This window comes from Corynebacterium sp. sy039 (assembly GCF_007904105.1).
In the GTDB taxonomy this organism is placed as follows: Bacteria; Actinomycetota; Actinomycetes; order Mycobacteriales; family Mycobacteriaceae; genus Corynebacterium.
The window spans coordinates 927,033-947,686 of record NZ_CP042325.1 but is presented as its reverse complement, the minus strand read 5'-3'; the positions used below and the strand labels follow the sequence as shown (position 1 = coordinate 947,686).

Sequence of the window (20,654 nt, the reverse complement as noted above, 5' to 3'; positions counted from 1 at the left end):
ATTGCTTATCGACGTTACGCAATGCTAAGCCCCGGAACCCCTTAAACCAATGGCAAAATATTGGAGTAGACCTTGTATCTTTTCACTCTCTATAATTCCTATAAGCAAAAAAATTATTAGCAATCCGCACCCTAAAGGAGCAACTCATCATGTCCTTAGAGTTTTCTGGTTTTTCTGAAAGTAGTGGTAGCGATGATGCAGGACATACACCTGTCCACCGCCTCATTCTCGATAATCGTCAAGGCACTCGCATGATTTTTGAGGCCAGCGTCGGAAGCCAACAAAGCCAAGTAAATAACGAGGTGATTATCGGACGCCAAGGTAATTTTGCGGTAGGTATCGACGATCCTGGTTTACACCGCAGATTACTAAGAATCTGGGGAGTACAAGGAAAATGGTTCATCCATAATGTTGGCACTCATATTCCGGTTACACTGCTTCTACCAGCACAATCATTATGGACAGAAGAACACGTTACACTCCCCTTGGCGCCAGGAGCAGAACTATCACTTTCAGCAGGCACAACAACCATTAACTTTGAGACTCAACTACGCAGCTATGAGCTCACTGCAGAAGTAATAAGTTCCTGATCTCCTTTAGACACAGCACGCTCACTGAACCGCAGCACTAGCTCGGTTGCAACCAACACCATAATGACCAACACAAAGCATTCGCCAAGAGAAAAGAGCAGATTAACATCACGGTAGTTCATACTCGACGCTTGAGCAATGAGCATGGCAAAAATACTGCCCACCGCTATGCCACCACAAGCAAAAGGCAAAGTTAATCCCACGCACTCTAAGCGAAGTATTCCTTTTGCTATCGACGGTTTTACGCCTCGCAATTCTAAAGACTCCACGAGTTTCCTACGGCGCAATGCTGCGCACACTGCAATCGCAACCACTACCGAACTGGCAAAAACCATAAGCACTATCACTAATATCTTGCCTAGTGCAGCATAAGAATGCTTCATCATAAACAGTGTGTAGTCAATATGCTCCTGGTCTGTTATCCCCACCTCAGTATGGGATAGAAACTCTAGGAATTGTGTCAGAGAAAACTGAGTTTCATCAAGCACAAAAAGGAGTCCTTGCGCAAGTATTTCTTGATTATGCGTAGACAAAATAGTCTCGGTCAAACCTGGTACTTTTTGTACGTGAACAGTGGATAAATCATATTTTTTCGTGTCATCTATATCCGGAAAGAATAACTGTGCATCCGCATAAGAATTATTACTATCTGCTGGTACATACAATGTTTCTGGTGCCATATCAGTTTCCTTAGGGCACTGTGGATCATCATTGGAATAGGCAGCATAATCCGCACAACTACCAATAAAAACATTCGTTGTTTCTGATGCAGAAAGCAGAATCCGTGCTTCACCAAGTACCACCCCTTTATCTTTTACAAAATCAGTAGCTTGTTCACGACTCACCCCATGTGATACCGAAGCAGTGCTTATCTGTGCTTTCCAATATCCGCTTGTTTCTGGTATTTCACCTAATCCTGTTTGTATTAGTCCCGTTGTTAAAGAGGCACAGCTCGATATAGCAGTAAGCAGTACGACGCTTATCCCAATGGAATGTGCCCTTTTCTCTAAAGAAGCAGCCATGAGTTCATATTTCACGCCTGTCCTAAAAATAAGCCGATATAGTCCCGCGCACAAACGTGCAATCGCAGGTGCTGCCAACAATAATGCTGCCAAGGCAACGAGGAAACTAAGCGGAATCAATATCGGCACCATATACATTTCTGAGAGGAAAAGCAATACTGCGGCGATAACTATGCCGCATGGAATGAATAGTATTCCCGAATATGATTGCCACCTAGATATTCTTTGACTAGACATCCTTTGACCTCCGGTAGGTAACAAGAATTGTGTGCAATAGTGCTATCCCTATGATGATCACACAACCACTTATCCAGCCTTGGAAGAGGTCAGTTGCGGTGAAACCTTGTGCTAGCCACTCAATATCTCGTAGGTAATACAGTATTATTCCCAAAAGAAGTGCAGCAAAAATAATGCCAATACTATGGGCGCAGATACTTGCTGCCGACGATACTACGCCAATGGTTTTAGCTGGTACACCACGCATAATGAGCCGCATACGCATGGAGCGTGAGTTATCGTCGAAAAGCTTTGATAATTGCCAGAAAGCAATAATGCTAGGCAAAACAAGAACAAGATAATAGACAAGGGTGACATAGCGGGTTATGTCATCAAGTTCGGAAATAAAATGATTAGCTACCTCATCAGATGCTGAGTTATCACTCGACTCTACGAGATTAATTGTATGGTTATCCTCTGCAGAATACGTCGTAGATAAATTCTTGCAACCACGTTCTTGTAGCTGCGCTATCTGCATGGTATCTATGTCTTTTCCGGCAGTGAAAAAGCAGTTTAATGGTTGGGGATAGCTACCCACTATCGAGGATAAAGTTGCCTGGTCGACCTGCGTAACAGTTACCTGAGAACTCCCCGCATACAGAAACTTAGTCACGCCTCCATGTTGTTGCTCCAGATTTTGTGCCCATTCCATGCGATTATTATGCGACCATAGCGCTGCAATCCCCGCAACTGGTAAAGCTGCTAAAAGAGCTACGCTCATACTCACAAGAGACATGACAATGATTTCCACTTTGTTTTTCTGCGCGAATTTAGCCGCAAATCGTAGCATTTCTCAACTCCAAAACCTGATCCACTTTTTCTTTAACACGATAATCATGAGTCACAATCACACCAGGTATGTCGCTATTTTCCACTATTTCCCGCAAAGCAGCCACAACTTGTTCCGTCGAAGAATCATCCAGACTTGATGTCGGTTCATCTGCCGCAATAAGACGTGGTTTCGTCGCTAACGCACAAGCGATAGCAACTCGCTGACGTTGACCACCAGAAAGTGTTTCAGGTTCTCGAGAAGCATAATCAGCCATCCCCACTCTGGATAAACAATCATAAGCCATATCTTTGGCATCACGAGAGCGCATCCCGCTTGCTTCACAAAGCAAGCGAACATTATCCGCACAGGTTAATTCTTCGACTAAGCTGCTTGTTTGATCTACAATGCCAATATTTTTTAGCCTAAAAGCTCGACGCTGTTGAGCAGATAGATCAGAATAAACCAAATCACCAAGTGAAATACAACCGCTATCTGGCTGAGTAATCCCCATAATGCTACGTAATAATGTTGTTTTACCGCTTCCAGAATGCCCTGAAATAGCAATAAGACTCCCAGGAGCAACATTAAAACGTGCCTTTTCAATAATAGTTTTTCCCCCGATACGAATAACTACATCCTTAACCTCAAGCACAAGACACCACTTTCTGTTGCGTTTACTCTTAGACTCACGACGATGTAATGAGCGCAGACAAAACTATTATGCCCCCCCCCCGCACGATAATCTCAAGAGATAAAGAGCTAAAACGCATAATGTTCATGAGATTTCTTATGATGCGCCGTCGGTAGTTCCCCAAATAATAAAAGGTGCTATTTAATTTTTCTTCTCACGATCACGTGAAGATTTCCCAAATAAAATCAACCAACCAGGGCCAAATATAACCACAAAAATGATAGAGCTCAAAGGCATAGAAGCAGCCTCTGCCAGAGCTTCCTTTTGAGTTTCATTCACCGCTAAGAAAACCAACAACTGATTTATGAGATATGCGATTCCCATCGCCAGCGACCATTTAGCAAGAAACTTCAACTCGGCAAGCATCTGCTGACGGAAAGTTTTAGAACCTGCGTCGCTACTGTAACCCCCTGACAGACTTCTTATTTTCGCATCACACCATCGAATTATTCCTGGACCAAGCACGAGACTAACACCAAGATAAAGACCAGCGAGCTGATGAGCCAACCCCACAGGAGCTCCAAGGCGGAGATCACGAATCACAACAATAATCAGGAATACATCCACCATCGGAACCATGCACAGTAAAAATCTACTAAGCGCAGGGAGACGAAACAGATAACGAGCCGTCATTCCCAAGGCGATGAATACCCAAAATAAAATCTCTGCAATCAGAATGATCACAATTAACCACCATCTAGCTAGGCGCAGCTCCAACAGCATTAAGTCTAATGGGGGGCAAACCCTGCAACATTTTACTGAGAAAAAGCTATAAAAACACCACCTACCAGCATAAATGGAAATAACCTAAGGGTAGATACTCACCACTTGCCCGCCCCGTACACAATCAGGTTTCATCAAGGGAACAAAGTAAAAATCGTAAATTAAAACGCCCGAAAGAAAACCTGATGATTGCTTCGCGCTTCTTTTCTCGACGCCCCTCCAAAACCAGGCAGCCCGCCAATTCCAGACGCCCCTCCAATCCCTCACATCACCAGCGCCCCAATCCTTCACATCACCAACACCCTCATCTACCACGGCACCAGCCCATCTCCCCTGGTACGCTCTCCCCTCGAACAACCTTTGTCTTTCTCTTATCCGCTATTTTGCCGTTGCTGGATTCTAGCCTGGTCAATATCCTCCTGCCGCATATCGCAGCAGATTTTAGCCCAAGCCCACCGTCGGCAAGCCCAAGCCCAGCAGCACCAGCTTCTTCCCTAGACGCTATCGGCTACGGTTCTATTCACTACGCAATTTCTGGGTATATTTTCGCTGCGGGCGTCGGTATTATTCTCTCCGCTCGTTGCCTTGAGCGTTATGGCAGCCGCATTATCTGGTACGTTTCTGTGGCAGGTTTTGCTCTCGCATCTCTTGCCGTGGGGTTGGCTCCGAACGCTACTTTCTTTATCCTCGCACGTTTACTCCAGGGTGTTGCTTGTGGTTTCATTATGCCCACGGTGCAGCACGCAACGGCGCAGTTGGTGGGAAAGAATAATATGCGCACGGCCTTGGCGACAATTGGTTTACCTGCTGTTATAGCCCCTGCCATAGGTCCGCTGTGCGGTGGTTTGCTGGCCGATGTTCTTGATTGGCGGTGGCTTTTCCTTATCAATGTCCCTATTGCTGCTTTAGCTCTTGCGTTAGCTCCGGCGGCGTTGGTGGATCTTCCTCGGCGCCCACAGCTCTCCCGGCACGATGAATCCTCCTCTCATCACACCCCTCACCTATCCCTCATCCGCAACCTGCAGTTGTATCGGCACATTCCTTTTGCAAGCGCTATGCTGCTGTGTGCACTGGTAGGAGCCGTTTTTTATGGCACTCTTTTGGCAACATCTGTACACATACAGCATGATCTGCACCAACCAGCGTGGATTGCGGGTGTGCTGTTGGCGTTGCAGGGTGTTGGTGCGTGGTATGCGCGCAAAGCTGTGGTGGGACGCTTGAAGGGCAAGAATGCGTTTGGAATTATCAGCGCTGGGCTTATCATTACCGCACTGAGCACGCTCCCCATTGCGTCGATAAGCAGTACCGCCGCACTGGGTACTTACATCGTGTGCGGACTGTGCTGTGTTCTTCGAGGTATTGGGTTGGGCGCGTGCACTATCCTGGCGTTGTCTGCGGGGTATGAGCTGGTGGATGCGCGTGAATCTGCGGTGGTGAGCGCGCATAGCCGGCTTATGGTGCAGTTTGGTGGGGCGTCGGGCACTGTATTGGTGGGTGTGTGGGCAGGTTCGGCACCTGGTCTGGGTGCTGTCTTTGCTGTGCGCGCAGTGTGTGGTGCGGCGTTATCTGCGATGACAGCGCGGGCGGCTCGTCGTACGCAATGAGCACTGATGTCCCCGTTGATAGGCACTTTTCAGACGAACGGGCTAGCATATAGCAGTATGGATGCCCAGGGTGATGCTGAGTTTTTCGGGCGGCGTTTACGCCACGCACGCCTGGACCGTGGGCTATCCCAGCGTGCGCTCGCCTTGGGGATCTGCTCCCCCAGTGCTGTTTCGCGGTGGGAATCTGGGGAGAGTTCGCCAAGTGGGGAGATGATTCTGCGTCTTTCTGCGCGTTTAGGGATCGACGCCCACGTTCTGAGCGGGCAGGGTTTTGATTCTCGTCTTGCGCAATCCGACGCGAGCTTTGACGAGCTGCTGCATATTTCTTGGGATTCTTATGCACCTGATTCTTATGTGCAGGGAGCGCAACGCTGGTGTTCTGCAGGCCATTCCGCGGGGTGCTCTGGGGTTTCTGGCGGCTCTCCCCTGAATGAGTGGATGAGCCATGCGAAATACATTGGATACCATGCCGACCCCTGGCGTGCTGCATCCTTAGCAGATCCTACTTCCCTTGTGAATCTTCGGAATCTGGTGGATGACCTGGCGGTTCATTCGCTTACCGTGTCTTATCCTGTTGCTGCGCAAACTGTGGAAATACTGGACGCAGTGGTGCGGCTGAAAGATAATCCGGGCGCTGAGGCCGCTGAGGTGGTTGTCGAAACGCTATCTGGTACGCAGCACGCTCCCGCTGCTTTACGACGCACAGCGCTGGAAATTGTGGTGGGCACGTATTTATTGGCAGGTATGCCAGTTGCGGCTCATGCTGCGCTAAGGCGGGCAAAGGTGGTGGAGATCAGCCTGGCGACGCAGGTGATGCTGTGCTGGGATGGGCGCGACGGGGATAGTGCTGTTCAGGAACATAACCAGGATAGTCATATGCAGGGTGAGCGCGCGGATACATCTGTCACTACCCTGCTGGTGGGTGCTGAGCCTGTGAACATAAGCAGTGAACGCAGCGCACGGGATGTGGCTTTTCATATTCTTTATGACCTAAGGAATAGCGGTTTTTCTACACAGAAAATCCTGGAATCATTATCTGCTGCTTGTGGTAATGACCGGCTAATTATGCGCTGGGGTGAGGAGTATTGTTCCTGATATAGACTTGAATAGTGTGGTTGGGGAACGTAGTCTTAAGTCAAGCGCTTTAGAAAAACATCGAGCACAAACCATGAAATGAAGAATAGAATAGACTTTCCATGAATGATCACACACAGCCTCTACTAAGCGCTCGTAATCTAAATGTTAGTCGAGGAAATGAGTCTGTTTTCACTGATCTTAATTTCGACGTTAAGCCCGGGGAAACAGTGGCCATATTAGGGAGAAGTGGTGAGGGAAAAACCACTCTCCTCTATACCATTGCAGGTTTACTAAAGCCAGATTCTGGTGATATTTATTTTAATGGGAAATCTGTCAAAAATTTCACCTCTAAAGAACAAAGAGAATTTCGCATTAACAGCGTCGGTTTCGTGATGCAGTTCTCCGAACTTATACCCGAACTAACATTATTAGAAAATGTCATGGTTCCCTCTTTATTGATTGGTGATAATAGAGCACAAGCAAGGAATAATGCTCTGAAATTATTGTCAGAGATGGAGATTTCTCCTGCAACAGCTTCTCGCAAACCTCATGAAGTATCCGGTGGGCAGCAGCAACGCACAGCAATTGCTCGTGCCTTATTGCGTAATCCACCACTACTGTTAGCAGATGAACCAACTGGCGCGCTTGATAGAGATACCGCAGATATAGTGTCCAATCTTTTATTTTCTCGCGTTGAAGAACGTAAAACAGCCCTCATTACGGTCACACATGATCGTGTCTTAGCAGAAAAAATGAACAGAGTTTTACATATTGAACGTGGGAAAATTTATGAGTAAACCAATCTTCAGAGCCATAAGCCTAGGGGCAACAATTGCTTTTCGGGGACGCTCATGGTCCCATGTCATTGCAATTTTTTCTATTGCAGTAGCCTCAATGTTCCTTGTCATAGCTATGGCTCTACCTGGCACTGTCACAGAACGCGGCATAAGGGATCTGGATCGGCAGCCACGGTATGACTTTAGTAGTTCAGAATCAGAACCCTATGTCCTCACAGACACTCGTTTTCTCCTTATAGATGGAGAACCCTACACAGAATTCCTCGTCGCTTCTGGAAATAGTGAACTGGATGCTGTACCACCACCTCCGGGGCTAGAACGATTACCTAAACCAGGGGAACTATTCATATCTCCTGCCTTGGAAGAAAGAAATGTAGTTGAAAGTTCGCACAGTGACACCTCCGCAGCCTCTACCACGCAGGGAATTATCTCTGAAGAAGGGCTACGCAATCCGCATGAACTTGTAGCCTGGAGAGGCGTTACTCCTGAGGAAATCAGAAATACTAACTCAAATAAATTAGCTCTTGAAAATTTTGCTAGTTCAGGAGGGGAATATCGCGCTCATGGATTTGGCTGGCAGGGCAAAACAATTGCAACATCGCAAATACCAAGCGATCACACCATTGACTCCTCTGTTCATGGTCTGTTACTCACCTGTGCTCTTGTAGCGGCTTTGCCCTGTCTTTTAGCGGCGGCAACTGCTAGTTCTATCGTGGCAAGGCGCCGTAAAAAAGTCTTAGCTTCCATGATTTCGGCAGGTTTATCACAACGAACAGCATCAATCATATCTGCCACCGAAATTGGTGTAATGACAACCCTTGGTTGGGTACTGGGTGCTGTTACGGCATTTATTGCATCCCCCATTCTTAATGCAACTCTACCCGCAGAAGCACAGTGGTTTAATCATGACTTCCATGTGTTACGTGCACCAGTCATTATTGCGGGAGCTGCCATGATCATTGCAAACACTGTGTACGCTATGCGAAAAACTCAGCGTAAAAACAGTAACGCTAAATGGTCGCCTTTCATGTTTTTTCTAGGGTTGTGCGTCATAGCCATAGCCAGCTACTATCGGCACTCTTTGCGGGCAGCTACTCTATTCCTTGGTTTGGCTGGATTAGCAATCTGCATTTTATTCTTCCGCCACATGCTTTCCTTTATCATTTCTTCCAGCGGAAAACTACTACGGCGTACTGGTACCCTCGTACCTCTCCTTGCAGGGGCACGCCTAGAAGAAGAATCTACTGAATCCGCTCGAGGACCTGCCTCTGTTGGACTAGCTGTGCTAGCCGCTGCACTAACTGCCGCCCTCATAGGGCAGTTAATAACATATGAGCAAACAGGAAATGTATCCGATGAACAACGCAGCAATATAGTTTTAACTCAAACAACACAACCTCAATCGCTTATTGAGTCCTTAAATAACAACGATTCCCTAAATAATAACGTCACAAAGCAATCAAACGATCAAGAAACAAGCACTGCAGCTGGATATGACGCTCTTCTTTTAGCTCAAGACAAAGAAGGAAACGTTTATACAGAATGTGATAAGTTTGCTTCTTATTCTGGAATAAAAATTGCGTGCGATAAAGACGGAACTATTGACAAATCTTCCATACAATTAGTGGTTCCCAATCTTGTCCGCAGTATTTCTAAAATAGTCAATAGTAACCCTTCTGCAGCACCACCTGATAGCACTTGGTATCTTGCGTGGGAAAAAGAAACACCAGGGCTGATTGAGGCTATACACGCTGCTGAACCATTAGCTCCCATTTACTCACCGTCGTTAGCCAAAGCAGCGCGTATATACAGTGCAGATCAAGTTGCTTCTCTCTATCGTGTGGTATCCTGGTGGACTGTGATAACGTGTGCCATTTTTGCCTTTGTAGCTGCTGCAAGTACAGCGTCTCATAGAAGGAACCTTGTAGCTACTTTAGGGCTTGTCGGTGTAAGTGCATGGCAACAACGATGGGTATGGATCCTCTATTCCTTCATACCTCTGTTAGCGTCAGTTCTCCTAGGAGCGATCGTTGCTATCGTAGCTGATACAGCTATGGTGCATATCCTTGATATAAGCGATTCAATGAGTTGGTCATCTTATACAGAACCATTAAACATTGCGTTATCAATCACCTGTATTTTAGGGTCGCTCTATATTCTGATCGCTATGCGAGCTGTGCGTGCCAACCCTGAAGTTAATGATTTACGCCGCGATTAGTGCAAGAAAGAGGGAAAATGAGCCGCAGAATCGCCTACTACGAATACGGTGGCCCCGAGGTTCTTCGGATTGAAGAGGAGAGCCTGCCACAGCCCGGCGTCGATGAGCTTATTGTGCGCAATGAAGTCATTGGTGTGAATCCTATCGACTGGAAAATGATTGCTGGGGCTTTCAGGCACCAGGATCCCCACCCTTTCCCTGGGGTTCCCGGCTGGGCCAGTGTTGGCACCGTGGAGAAGGTTGGCACATCCGTACAGCATCTCCGACCAGGGCAAAAAGTTATCGTCGGTAGCCGTGCCGGAAGTTATAGGGAACGCCAACTGGTGAACTCCCGATACGTCGTAGCACTCCCGCCTGGTTTACCGATTGACCAGGCCGCAGGTTTGCCGTCCTCAGCAGTTGCGGGATACTCCATCATCCACCAGCTTGGAATTACCGCCGACGATGTGTTCCTTATTCATGGCGCGGCCGGAAGCGTTGGGTCAGCTGCTGCGCAAATCGCCATTGCACAGGGTGCGACGGTGATAGGTTCCGCATCTGCCAGAAACCATGATTTTCTGCGCTCGCTAGGGGTAATACCCGTTGAGTACGGCCCCAACCTGATTGCTGATGTTCGGGCTATTGCGCAGCCCACTGCTGTGGCGGACGCCGTCGGTGGGCAAGAACCTGCGGAGGCTACATGTGCGCTGCTCAGTGTGCATCCAGATATGCGCACTGTCACGGTATGGGGTACTCAGTATTCTCACGACGCCGGAATTCCTGGTCTGAGCCACCCCGAGGATGAGCTTGAGCGCACCGTGGAGTATGCGCTCCAAGGCGCACTCACGGTGCGCATAGCCGCCGATTATGCTTTCGACGACGTACAACAGGCCCTCAAAGCCAGCATGACAATGCACACACCCGGAAAGATTTTGCTGCGGATGTAGCACGATTCACATGAAGGATCGGAAAGTTCCGTTCCAATCATCGGGTATCCCTAGACTATTTTTCTCCACTATCGGATTCGATAAGAAATCACGATTCAAGAGATCCGTTACTTTTTCAGGCCATGTTGTCCCCGGTGATGTCTCATTCAGCAAGTATGACATCACAGTAATAGCACCAAAAATTCGCTCACTCTGACCAATAGGTAAAGCAGCGAAGGCGTCTATGGTTCTAAAAGCCGCTGTCGGTGCCGGCGTGAAGGATTTATTCCATAAGCGACTATGGTGTGCACAAGAGTTACGAATAATGGTTAACTGTTCAAGCCAGCGAGCAAGTGGAGGGCTACTCTTAGCCTTCTGTCGTTGGTTCACTGACAATATATCCAAATCAATATGTATGCCCAAGTCTTCAGCAATAGCACGCTGATCAGACGCAAACATGCCATCAAACATCCGAGAAATATCAGCAAAATCTAATACTTCAGCAAGAACCCAGAATGGAAAATTAGCACCATACTTGTCTTGATAATGTTTGATAGACTCATTACGTTTCGCAGCTCGTTTGATACGCTTTTGTACGATACTCAACCAGCGTTCATGCTTGAAATTAGGGCGAAAATTGCCGGAATCCATGTAAAAAATGGGATTAACAACGCAAAGCTGTTCCCCCACTCTAGTACGCATAGTAACTTCTATACGCTCAAGTCCGTCATGGATCAATGTTCTCAATTTACGATCAGCTTCATAAAGCGCAACAGCATCTGCAAAAGAAATGCCATCCTTGAAACTGTCAAGACGTTCACCCGATTCCGCAATTTTACGTGCTGGAAACCAGTATGCAGACAGTCGATAGTAACTCACATTAGCTAACCATTGCTCAGCTAAATCTCGATCGACTTCCATACCCCGGTCACGGAGTAAAGTGATCTGCTGCACAATTGTGGTTGCCGGTTTAACCGCCTTCGACATTCAAGACTTCCTTGCAACTATAGAAAAAGATCCAGCCCACTCCCAACCAAAAAGTTGGGGCGGGCTGAACGATTACGATGACAGTAGCACAGAATCACATCAAAGCTTAAATCCAACTATTACTATCGATTCATACCCCCACGAAAACAGCATAAAACACCCCCGTGTAGGTGTATTCCACTGCTTTTCGTAAGTTTAACACTACCCTAATCAGGAGTTCAGCAGTTGTTTCGCTACACGAGCACACTGAAAACCTCGTAGGGCCGTGAAATCTTTGCATAGTTAGCCTAGAGCCTGTCGCGCGCATACAAGGTATTACCTCAGAAAAACATCCCTGTTGATGTCAATATGTGGGAGAATGTATGACATGACAATCTTGAAGGCGGTTCAGGGGGATATCACCACCCAGGAAGTAGACGCAATCGTGAATGCTGCAAACACTCAGGCGTGTGATGGTTGCAGTGTTGATAGTGCTATCCATCAGGCAGCAGGTCACGACCTGCTCGAAGAATGTATAGCCCGATTCCCCAACGGGCTAGAGCCCGGCAAAGCTGGTTGGACGCACGGTTTTAATCTGTCCGCCCGATTCGTGATTCACACTCCAGGCTCAAATTATCAGTCTGGGAAAATAGACCGTAGTTTGCTGGAATCCAGTTATCGGAATTGTTTAGCTGTAGCAGATGAGCTTGGTGTTAAATCTATCGCTTTTCCATTGATTAACACAGACTCATACGAATGGCTACTAGACGATGAGATCAACGTGGCAGCAGATACGCTGTCCACCGCGACCACCCGAGTCAAAGAGATCAGAATAGTCACGACGGATGAACGAATCCGTTCCAGTCTGGAGTATCGACTTGGGCGGTTGACGTGGCTACGTCTTCTCCAAGGTGTAGGTGTCCTTCACCAACGCGGCTATGAAGGTGTACGCATCTACCCTGGGATGGGGCCAACTGGATTGCATTGGCGTATGCAGATCACGTCACAAGAGTATTTTGAGCCTTGGCCTTTTAGCGAAAGTGAATATGTTCCCGAGTCGGATGCTCCTGTGCTGGCATATCCCATGACTGCTGGCTCACGGGTAGGTAGCGGATACATCACCGCCGCAACAACTCCAGATGAAGCTGCCGATATCATCCTCGAAGAGGTGCCAATTCTCGCTAAGAAAGACAATGACCGTGAGTATGTGGTATGGTTCCAAGGATTACTGGCTGTTGCTACTGGGTTGAAACTTGCACCGATTGCATACGCCGAATATTACGACGAAGACGGAAAATTCAGCATCGGAGACATTTTATTTCCTGCTCCACCCAAGCCCCCTCACCTCAGAAACTAACATATAGTCCGTCACCTCCAAGAGGAACACGTTTTGAAGAGACGACGTAACCTATGGCAAAAGACAACACGAACCGTGGCGAACTGCGGGTACGTACAAATACGAAAACCGCCCCAACAGTGGACAGGGTCACTGCTGGGACAGAAGCCCACATGCTGAAAATCGCCACCCCAAAACCCGTAAACCTGCGACCCTGGCAATGTGACCTGTCGAGAAACCACATTCCTAACCAAACGCTTATCTAGCGTCGGTGCAACGCAACGGCAACCTGCTCAGCGCGGACGAGATTTACCGTGACATATGAGAGTGACTGAAGATCACGATTGCAAGCAACTTCGTCACTCCACGCTTGATTAAGGCTATGCCCAGATTTTTGCTCGCCTTATCCAATATAAGGAAGCAATCAGCAATTTTGACCCGATCAGCAAACACCCCATCATCGGAGTATAATGTGCCTTTTGTAGCAATGAGTCAGAGCTTTAGTAAACAGGCACATAGGCTGTGACACGAATTTTCGACATCGTGAAACCAAACAGCCTCACCGACTATCAAGCACGCACTTCGCAGACAACATAATGAGACGCCTGCTCAAAGCCCGCAGCTAACCAAGCTTTATATACTCAACATCTCCTGCCTGCACCCCCGCCTGCGGCGGTGCGGGTGTTTTGTTATACCCAGGCGCGGACGAAGAAAGGAAATGTGCCCTGATATTCACGACTGCTGATCTGTGCGTGCCAAGCGCCCCGGCAAACTTTGTGCTTATTCAGACTAAGTGGGTTATCTTTTCACTCAGCCAACTCGCTGATTATGAGCTGGGGTTCATATTCTGAAGCGGTTTATGCACTAAGACAAGGTTGATTGTGGCTCATAAAAAGCCGTGATTGTCCGGGTGGTTCCATTTACTTCAATGGTTCCACCATAAATCGTTTTAATAAAAAAGAGAAGGGTGGGAGCAGCCCCACCAACAGTGGTGACTGCTCCCACCCGTCGGCTGCTAAGGGTCATTCCTTAGCTAGGTGGTAAATTGCTTCTTTTAGTCGCTTGGCGCGCTTGCGATCCAGCCACCATTCGGTTACCCAGACTGAAATTTGACCGAGGAACCAGCCGAATAGCAGCGGATAGAAGGCGGCGACGATGGCCAAGTAAACTCCCGTATCCATGGTTTTGTGCTCCTTTCTTAAGCTAGAAAATCGTCGGTTGCGGTGAAGGCTCCGAAATCGGACTCGGCACTGATGTTCCCACCACCCAGTGGTTCACCGTCACGAATCTTCTGGATGTTCCCAAGCCCTACTGCCACACCCTTATTGCCATTAGTGTTAAAGGCATAGAGCTCGATGCTGACGCGTGCGTAGCAGCCGGAATAGACCTCCGCGCGACCCAAGACAGGCGCTAGGGTTCCGTCCACAACCTGTGGTGGGTTCTTGGAGTTGGCATTGACGAAGAAGTGGCCTGCGTAGGCTTCATCTTCACGCTCGGTATCCCCATCACGCAGTGGCAGCTTGAGCGCTCCGCGCGGTGGGATCTTGCCACCGAACTTGCCAGTACCAGCAGCAAGAGCTGCTTCAACAGCCTTCTCAATAGCTGTAATAGTGGCGGTGTCGCTCTTAGGGATGAGAATGGACACTGAGTACTTAGGGTCAGAGCCATTGATGGACTTTGACTCCCAAATATTGCAGTACGAGAGGCGAACAACGCCGGTGATAACACGAGTAGTTGCAGACATGATTGTCCTTCTTTCTAGGCTTTCGCCTGGTTGATAGTTGTAAATTCGGTGGCTGGATCCCTCAAAGTGAGGGCTGGCCGTTTGTCAGTTACGGGCACCAGTGCAGGTTTGCCAGCTGGCTTATGGACCAGATGGCCAAGAAGTTCGGTGAAGCGCTTCTTACCCAGTCGCTGCTCCACAGCCAGTACGAAGGATGGATCTTCGGCTTTGGCTTGTGTGGCTCGTTCCAGAATGAAGGTGGCGTAGTCACTGGTGTGATCTTCCATTTCCTCATCAATGAGCGGGCTAACTGGCTTTTCGCCAGCACCGTCTCGTAGCCGGTGGTCCAGGCGGCGGATCTTCCACTCCACTAGGGCGTGGGCGATGGTTCCTTGCTCTGCGGCAGGTGATGAAGCATCGCCGTGTTCGGCTCGGATTGCTGCTTCGATCAGGGCTGATGGAGTGCAGTTGATCCACCGGTGGGCACCTGAGGCGGATAGTGTTGCGTGTGCTGCAGGCGCCATTTATTTCAGCTCCTTCGCCCGCGCATAAAGCGCCGCGTACTGGTCTTCAGGAACAGCAGAGAGCTTGTCGAACCCAAACTCAGCCAGCAAAGCCCTAACATCCTCAGTTAGACCAGCCTGCGAGAGTTCAGATAGCAGGGTGCGCAGCTCCACCAGTGTTACCTCAGGTGTGGTTGCTGGCTCGCTTGCCGGTTCAGCCGCAGGTGCCGCTGATGCGGAAGCTTCGATTTGTTCCTGTGCATTTTGGGCTTCAGCTGCCTCGTAGGCCTCTGCTTCAGCTACCAAATCTGGGCGGTAGAGTTCTGCCGCGGCGATCGGTCGCGCCCCTGGCATTCCTGCGTGATCTTCAATCAGCGTCCAAGCAAACTCCTCAAGAGCCTTGCCAAACTTCACGCGGGCTTCCAGCTCGTCATTATTGGCAGCGATCAGCTGGTTCAAAACAGTGATGTTCATGGTTTAGGCCTCCTGTTTCTTACCTGCGGGGTGAAGCATTACCGCATCAGCTAACGCCATCAGGTCATCGTCAGGCCGTACAATTTCCAAAGTGCTGACCTGGTTACCTGGCACCAGAACGGTGACTTCGTGCTTGTTGCCCAGCAGGAACCGCAGGAATCGTTCACTGATGCTGATGCGCTTAGTTGAGACCAGGGCGTCTCGTTCCGGTTCCTTAGTGAGGGAAACCTTGAGTCGATGCTTTGACATCGCTCCTCCTAAAACTTCAAATTGATCGGACTGTTTGTGCTGTGGCCGTAGTGGCCTTTGCATCTATCCGCCCGTGGGAGGGGCTGGAACCGGACAATCGGTTTGAGAATTTTTTTGCAGCTTCTCAAAGTTGCGCTTTACCGCCCGGCCGATACTGTTGGCACGTTTGTCGATATCTGCCTTGTCGGCGTCTGGGTTTTCTAGCCGTGCAATCTCGACGAAGGTGTATTTGTCTATAAAGTGCAGGTGGAAGTGGCGGCGATGCTCTGGTCTGAGCTCAGCTAGAAGACCAGCCAAAGTGAGGCGAGCGTCGGCTTGTTCTTCGGTTTCAAGAGCGACTGTGGTGTAGAGCCCGGTCTGTGCGGGCAGCTCCACGCTGAGGTTGCTGTATGAGAGGGTGCCGCCGCGCTTGCGTTCGTTCTCAGCATCACGGAACTCCTCATAGGCCTGTTGCAGGTAGTCGATCTTCCAGTCGGCGATGCAGCAGGGGTCGTAAAGCAGATCGAGCAGTTTACCTTCGGGCGGATCGACTAGCTCGATCCAGGCGTATTGCTGTATACTTTGCTTGATGATTGATGGCACGTAGATCTGGGTGTGGCTAGCTTTGACTCGTACTGAGTATGGTGCTGGGTTTTCGTTGTTGTTCTGAAGGTGGTTATTCACCGTGGCCTCCGTTTCTCCACCGAAGTGGCGTCACGGAGACTGCTGCGCTAGGCCTTTGTGTTCAGGAGCTCGCCGGGTAAAAATGAAGGCGGGCACCCGCACCGCCACCAGCGCAAGACTGGTAGTGGTGCGAGTACCCGCCGGGCCCGACGAGAAGTCTCCTGTATTGAATTAGAAGTAGGTCCTCAACCAGATGATCGAGGCAAGCGAACAGGGATAACTGCAGCTCAGCGGTTCGGCATCATAGGCCTCTGATACTTGACCGCGGCTCAAGTTTTGCAAGTCCCACACTCGTGTGTTTATGCGAAGTAAAATCGAAGTAAAATTGAATCTGAGCGCCTGAAAACTTGAACTACTTTGAGTTTGCGGCAGAAACCAGACCAAGACGAGAGAGCAGCGGACAAGCGCGGACAGATAGCGGACATCGGCGGACAAGAAAGAGAGGTAAGCCAAGCACATGCAGCTCAGCGACCTCTTCCAACTCATCCGAAATTGCTGCGATACAGACCAGGACGGCGGCGGCCAGTTTCTGCTTCAGCTCTCGGACATGACTATCAAGAGAGAGCTCCAAGGCCCAGGAAAGAACAAGCTCTACCCGCCAGACCCTTCCTGCTGTGTTCTACCAAAATTGACATAGACTAACAAGAACCCCCTCACCTGCACAGACAGGGACGCAAACTGGCATAAAGTGTCCTCTTTTTCACGTTGTTGACGGAGGTGACGCACTCTCTAATCGGTAAAACACCAGGAAAATATCTATATATTTTATAGGTAAAATCTATATGTCAATCTTGGTAGAACACAGCAGACCCTTCCACCCGCACCAAAAAGCAGCAGAAGAATGACCGAGACTTGCGGCAGAAATGGTTCACGGGTGCTAAACGCCAGATTCCGCAAGCATGTGCCCAGTTCTGGCTGCGGAATTTTGATCAAGAACGCTGTCTGGATTTCCTAGATCGGCATCTAAGCACTCAGCCGATTGGAAACTATCACGCGATCCTTGAACACAACGGTTACCCAGTCACACATGGCAGCGAAAGCGAAGTTTTGTGTGATCTTCTATTCACAGGTCTAACAAATCAGTCGTCGGGGAAGCCGATAAATGACAGAGAGTGGGATCCACAGCTCATTAATGCCACTGCTGAAGAATTAGCAAAACCGATGGCAGCCAAGCCACGCATTAGCGATCTTGGCCCGGATCAGATCAAAGTCATTGGCCGAACCCTGCATCTCGGTGATTACACAATTCCACTGGTTGAGCGATCGGTTCCTGAGCAGGTGGAGCGTGAGGAAGCTGAGTACACTCGTCAACTCATCCAGGTTTTGTGCACAAAGCGACAACTCAAACCTGTACTCAGCGAACTGCGCAATGCCGGTGGCGATGAGCTTGATGACTTCGATTTCGCCAGGGAGTGCTATTACTTCGCCGAATCCCTACGCATGACCCTTATTCGCGCGAGCCTTGATGGAGAAGCCGAGTTTACACGCATCAAGGATGATATGTACGCTGCGCTGCGCCCCACTCATCGCCGCCGATACGATTCAGACTTTGATCGAATGCAGGCCACACTCGAACAAGCAAGCATGGCCCAACTAAGCCAATCCCACATCACCAACACGCAGGGCCTATTTTCGAATCAGCAAAGGCAGGGAACTACCCACATGCTTGTTAACGACAACAAACTGAGGTGGGTAGACGATGCATAGTATCTACAACACGCCTCTAGCAATGGCCACCAGGGCCGCAATTATTCTGGCCGCTAGGTCAAGCCAAACGCGCGAAGAAAAAGTCATCACTGCTATCGACCTGCTTGCTACCCACGCGCAGCACTACGGGCTCGGTGACCTAAACCTGCACGGAGATGTTGAGAAGCCATCGATAGAGCTGGCTGCCCGCACTCATCATATGAAGCAAGGCATTAAATTCGCCGTACTTCATGGGTTGCTTACCCCAAAGGTTGAGGCGCGGCAGCTCCGTTATTCACTCGCGCACCAGGGAGAACGTTTCCTTGAGCAGATCGAAACCTACTACCGGGATCAGTATGAGCATCAACTTTCGGCAGTGCTTGCCTACATAGATACCCACACGTATGACCAAGTTTTCAATTTCATAACTAGAATGGACATCCAAGGAGACCTCTCATGACGACCAGCTTCTGGATCAAATCCATCACCTTTTCAGGTGAAGATGTAGAGACCTCAACCGTTAACTTCAAACCGGGCTTCAACATCATTCACGGAGCATCAGACACCGGCAAGACCTACCTTGCTCGCTCAATCGAGTACATGCTTGTTGGAGCAACACGTCCGATTCCCGAAGAAACCGGTTACACACACATTCAAATGGTGGTGCAGGCTGGTGAACGCGAGATTACGTTCAAGCGAAAAATGGGCACCTCAAAAATGGATGTGTCAGGCGCGCAATCGCTTGGCATCTTCACAGACACCTACCCTGTGGCAAACACGGACAAGCGACCTGATGACTTCACAGTTTCAGATATTCTTCTTTACCTCATCGGAATAAAGCAGCCGGTCGACATCGTTACCAACCAGTATGGCAACAAGAAAAAGATGAGCTGGCGTTCTTTTTCTGGGACTTTATACCGCAATGAATCACAAATCACTGCTGAACAGTCGATTTTTCAAGAGGACAAATACGAGACCCTATCTGCTCTTGCCGTTCTTTTCGACGACGCTGACTTCGCCTTGGTTAAGAAGGTTCCCGATCCAGCAGAGCAAAAACGGACAAAAGAGGTGCTGACTCCTTACTTAGATTCTCAGCTTCTCAAGCTTGATGAACGTCGGACACAAATCCATCACGAGCTGGAAGATCTGGACGCTGAAACAATTCAAAGTAAGCAAGAGAAAATCCAAGCTGAGCTAGGCGATCTAGTCCGGCGACAGGATCAAACACGGAATGACCTGTCAGTCGTGATGTCTGCTATCCGTGAAACTGATCTTGAGCTGGAACGTCACCACATGATGCATGTGAAGTATGGTGAGTTGCAGTCAATCTATGTTGGCAACTTGTCGCGGTTAGGTCTAGTCTCTGCTGCTGAGGCCGCGACTGAAGAAATTGACTTCCCAACTAACTGCCCATTCTGTGAAAACGAACTCTCTGCAGAGAAGTATGAGGAATACTCGGGCCCGGTGCAGGAAGAAGCCGCGAGTACCATTAATGAACTGGCTATTCTGGGCGAAGTGCAGGCTCGGAATAACGCTCGTATCGAAGTTTTGCGAGGTCAACTAGAAGGGCTCAAAGACAGGCAGCGAAGGCTCGAAGATCACCTCAGCAATGCAGTCCTGCCCGCCATCCAATCGCTGCAAAGCGACATCAACGGGGTGCAGGAATTCGAACGGTTGCAGGCCGAGTTGGCATACCTTGAAACAAAATACTTGGAAATGCGTGACAAGCTTGATGAGGTTCGGAGTCCCAAAGAATACAGCTCAACCTTTGATCCAGCATCGAGCATCGCAAGCAGCTTCTTTACCTCGATGACTGAATACATTCGTGACATCCTCAGAGAGGTGCAATTTGAGGATGCAGGCTCTGCCAGTTTTGATCCTGAGACACTTGATGTGGTGGTGCGAAATAAATCCAAGAGGTCACATGGAAAGGGGTACCGCGCATTCTTCAACACAGTGGTTTTCCTAGCGTTACGACGATATTTTGCAGAGCACGCTGAACACAAGCCAGGGATATTCGTGCTTGATACTCCGACCCTGGGGCTCGAACATCAGAAGAGCGGCGACAACCTCGTCACCCGCCGAGAAGAACACACCGGCCGCCCCGCCATGGGGCTACTGCGTAACCTCTTCGACCACATGATTGACTCCGGAGAACAAAGTCAGCTCATTATCTTGAACAACACTGAGGTAACTCCGACCAGTGATTTCGCTGCGCCAGACACTATGGAGCTCAGGTTTGGTGCAATTGACGAAGGGGCTGATCGCGCAGGTCTGTTGAAGACACATCCTGTCAACTAAGATTCTCACCAAGTACAAACTCGTGTCGCTGCTCAGCAATAAGAGATCTGTTGTGTCATCATGAACAAATGAACACTT

At 49.1% G+C, this 20,654-nt stretch carries 21 protein-coding genes; 10 read left to right on the top strand and 11 right to left on the bottom strand.

The window, feature by feature from the left end:
• The first annotated feature begins 149 nt into the window (after nt 1-149).
• Entirely contained in the window at nt 150-590 is a 441-nt protein-coding gene (locus FQV43_RS04300; protein WP_146339099.1) for a hypothetical protein, read from the top strand.
• Here the strand turns inward: FQV43_RS04300 and FQV43_RS04295 are convergent.
• The 4 genes from FQV43_RS04295 to FQV43_RS04280 all read right to left on the bottom strand — a co-directional run bounded on the left by FQV43_RS04295 (nt 557) and on the right by FQV43_RS04280 (nt 4,035).
• A complete protein-coding gene (locus FQV43_RS04295; protein WP_146339097.1) occupies nt 557-1,849 on the bottom strand; it encodes a hypothetical protein in 1,293 nt (430 codons plus the stop codon). The genes FQV43_RS04300 and FQV43_RS04295 overlap by 34 nt on opposite strands.
• On the bottom strand, nt 1,842-2,624 hold the full coding sequence (locus FQV43_RS04290) for a hypothetical protein (protein WP_146339095.1): 783 nt from the start codon (nt 2,622-2,624) through the stop codon (nt 1,842-1,844). The genes FQV43_RS04295 and FQV43_RS04290 overlap by 8 nt, the downstream gene beginning before the upstream one ends.
• A gap of 34 nt (nt 2,625-2,658) precedes the next feature.
• Entirely contained in the window at nt 2,659-3,312 is a 654-nt protein-coding gene (locus FQV43_RS04285; protein WP_168195043.1) for an ABC transporter ATP-binding protein, read from the bottom strand.
• 180 nt (nt 3,313-3,492) lie between these two features.
• Nucleotides 3,493-4,035: a hypothetical protein gene (locus tag FQV43_RS04280; RefSeq protein ID WP_146339091.1), complete on the bottom strand. Its 543-nt coding sequence runs from the start codon at nt 4,033-4,035 to the stop codon at nt 3,493-3,495.
• A 224-nt stretch (nt 4,036-4,259) separates the two neighbouring features.
• On the opposite strand from FQV43_RS04280, the gene FQV43_RS04275 reads away from it, so the two are divergent.
• The 5 genes from FQV43_RS04275 (at nt 4,260) to FQV43_RS04255 (ending at nt 10,696) form a co-directional block, all read left to right on the top strand.
• Nucleotides 4,260-5,678, top strand: a complete 1,419-nt coding sequence (locus tag FQV43_RS04275; protein WP_146339089.1) for an MFS transporter — start codon at nt 4,260-4,262, stop codon at nt 5,676-5,678.
• Nucleotides 5,679-5,684: 6 nt separating this feature from the next.
• Nucleotides 5,685-6,773 (top strand): helix-turn-helix domain-containing protein, encoded by a 1,089-nt coding sequence (locus FQV43_RS04270; RefSeq protein WP_146339087.1) that lies wholly within the window; start codon nt 5,685-5,687, stop codon nt 6,771-6,773.
• Between the two features lie 101 nt (nt 6,774-6,874).
• Nucleotides 6,875-7,552: an ABC transporter ATP-binding protein gene (locus FQV43_RS04265; RefSeq protein ID WP_146339085.1), complete on the top strand. Its 678-nt coding sequence runs from the start codon at nt 6,875-6,877 to the stop codon at nt 7,550-7,552.
• Nucleotides 7,545-9,770: a hypothetical protein gene (locus FQV43_RS04260; RefSeq protein ID WP_146339083.1), complete on the top strand. Its 2,226-nt coding sequence runs from the start codon at nt 7,545-7,547 to the stop codon at nt 9,768-9,770. The genes FQV43_RS04265 and FQV43_RS04260 overlap by 8 nt, the downstream gene beginning before the upstream one ends.
• A gap of 17 nt (nt 9,771-9,787) precedes the next feature.
• Nucleotides 9,788-10,696, top strand: a complete 909-nt coding sequence (locus tag FQV43_RS04255; RefSeq protein WP_146339081.1) for an alcohol dehydrogenase catalytic domain-containing protein — start codon at nt 9,788-9,790, stop codon at nt 10,694-10,696.
• A 6-nt stretch (nt 10,697-10,702) separates the two neighbouring features.
• On the opposite strand, the gene FQV43_RS04250 is transcribed toward FQV43_RS04255, so the two are convergent.
• Nucleotides 10,703-11,662, bottom strand: a complete 960-nt coding sequence (locus FQV43_RS04250; protein WP_146339079.1) for an Abi family protein — start codon at nt 11,660-11,662, stop codon at nt 10,703-10,705.
• 367 nt (nt 11,663-12,029) lie between these two features.
• On the opposite strand from FQV43_RS04250, the gene FQV43_RS04245 reads away from it, so the two are divergent.
• Nucleotides 12,030-12,998: a macro domain-containing protein gene (locus FQV43_RS04245; RefSeq protein ID WP_146339077.1), complete on the top strand. Its 969-nt coding sequence runs from the start codon at nt 12,030-12,032 to the stop codon at nt 12,996-12,998.
• A gap of 1,001 nt (nt 12,999-13,999) precedes the next feature.
• Here FQV43_RS04245 and FQV43_RS10115 read toward each other — a convergent pair.
• From FQV43_RS10115 to FQV43_RS04220, 6 genes are all read right to left on the bottom strand, one after another.
• Nucleotides 14,000-14,158 (bottom strand): hypothetical protein, encoded by a 159-nt coding sequence (locus FQV43_RS10115; RefSeq protein WP_168195042.1) that lies wholly within the window; start codon nt 14,156-14,158, stop codon nt 14,000-14,002.
• A 17-nt stretch (nt 14,159-14,175) separates the two neighbouring features.
• Nucleotides 14,176-14,721, bottom strand: a complete 546-nt coding sequence (locus FQV43_RS04240; RefSeq protein ID WP_146339075.1) for a DUF2815 family protein — start codon at nt 14,719-14,721, stop codon at nt 14,176-14,178.
• 14 nt (nt 14,722-14,735) lie between these two features.
• The gene (locus FQV43_RS04235) at nt 14,736-15,224 is read right to left on the bottom strand and encodes a DUF2800 domain-containing protein (RefSeq protein WP_146339073.1); all 489 of its coding nucleotides are present in this window, start codon (nt 15,222-15,224) and stop codon (nt 14,736-14,738) included.
• Nucleotides 15,225-15,617 (bottom strand): hypothetical protein, encoded by a 393-nt coding sequence (locus FQV43_RS04230; RefSeq protein ID WP_246846966.1) that lies wholly within the window; start codon nt 15,615-15,617, stop codon nt 15,225-15,227.
• Nucleotides 15,618-15,680: 63 nt separating this feature from the next.
• The gene (locus FQV43_RS04225; protein WP_146339071.1) at nt 15,681-15,926 is read right to left on the bottom strand and encodes a hypothetical protein; all 246 of its coding nucleotides are present in this window, start codon (nt 15,924-15,926) and stop codon (nt 15,681-15,683) included.
• A 63-nt stretch (nt 15,927-15,989) separates the two neighbouring features.
• Nucleotides 15,990-16,589, bottom strand: a complete 600-nt coding sequence (locus FQV43_RS04220) for a sigma-70 family RNA polymerase sigma factor (protein WP_146339069.1) — start codon at nt 16,587-16,589, stop codon at nt 15,990-15,992.
• 852 nt (nt 16,590-17,441) lie between these two features.
• On the opposite strand from FQV43_RS04220, the gene FQV43_RS04215 reads away from it, so the two are divergent.
• From FQV43_RS04215 to FQV43_RS04205, 3 genes are read left to right on the top strand one after another with little or no spacing between them, the layout of a single operon-like run.
• On the top strand, nt 17,442-18,296 hold the full coding sequence (locus FQV43_RS04215) for an ABC-three component system protein (RefSeq protein ID WP_146339066.1): 855 nt from the start codon (nt 17,442-17,444) through the stop codon (nt 18,294-18,296).
• A complete protein-coding gene (locus tag FQV43_RS04210) occupies nt 18,289-18,735 on the top strand; it encodes an ABC-three component system middle component 2 (protein ID WP_146339064.1) in 447 nt (148 codons plus the stop codon). The genes FQV43_RS04215 and FQV43_RS04210 overlap by 8 nt, the downstream gene beginning before the upstream one ends.
• On the top strand, nt 18,732-20,576 hold the full coding sequence (locus FQV43_RS04205) for an AAA family ATPase (RefSeq protein WP_146339062.1): 1,845 nt from the start codon (nt 18,732-18,734) through the stop codon (nt 20,574-20,576). The genes FQV43_RS04210 and FQV43_RS04205 overlap by 4 nt, the downstream gene beginning before the upstream one ends.
• The last annotated feature ends 78 nt before the right edge of the window (nt 20,577-20,654 follow it).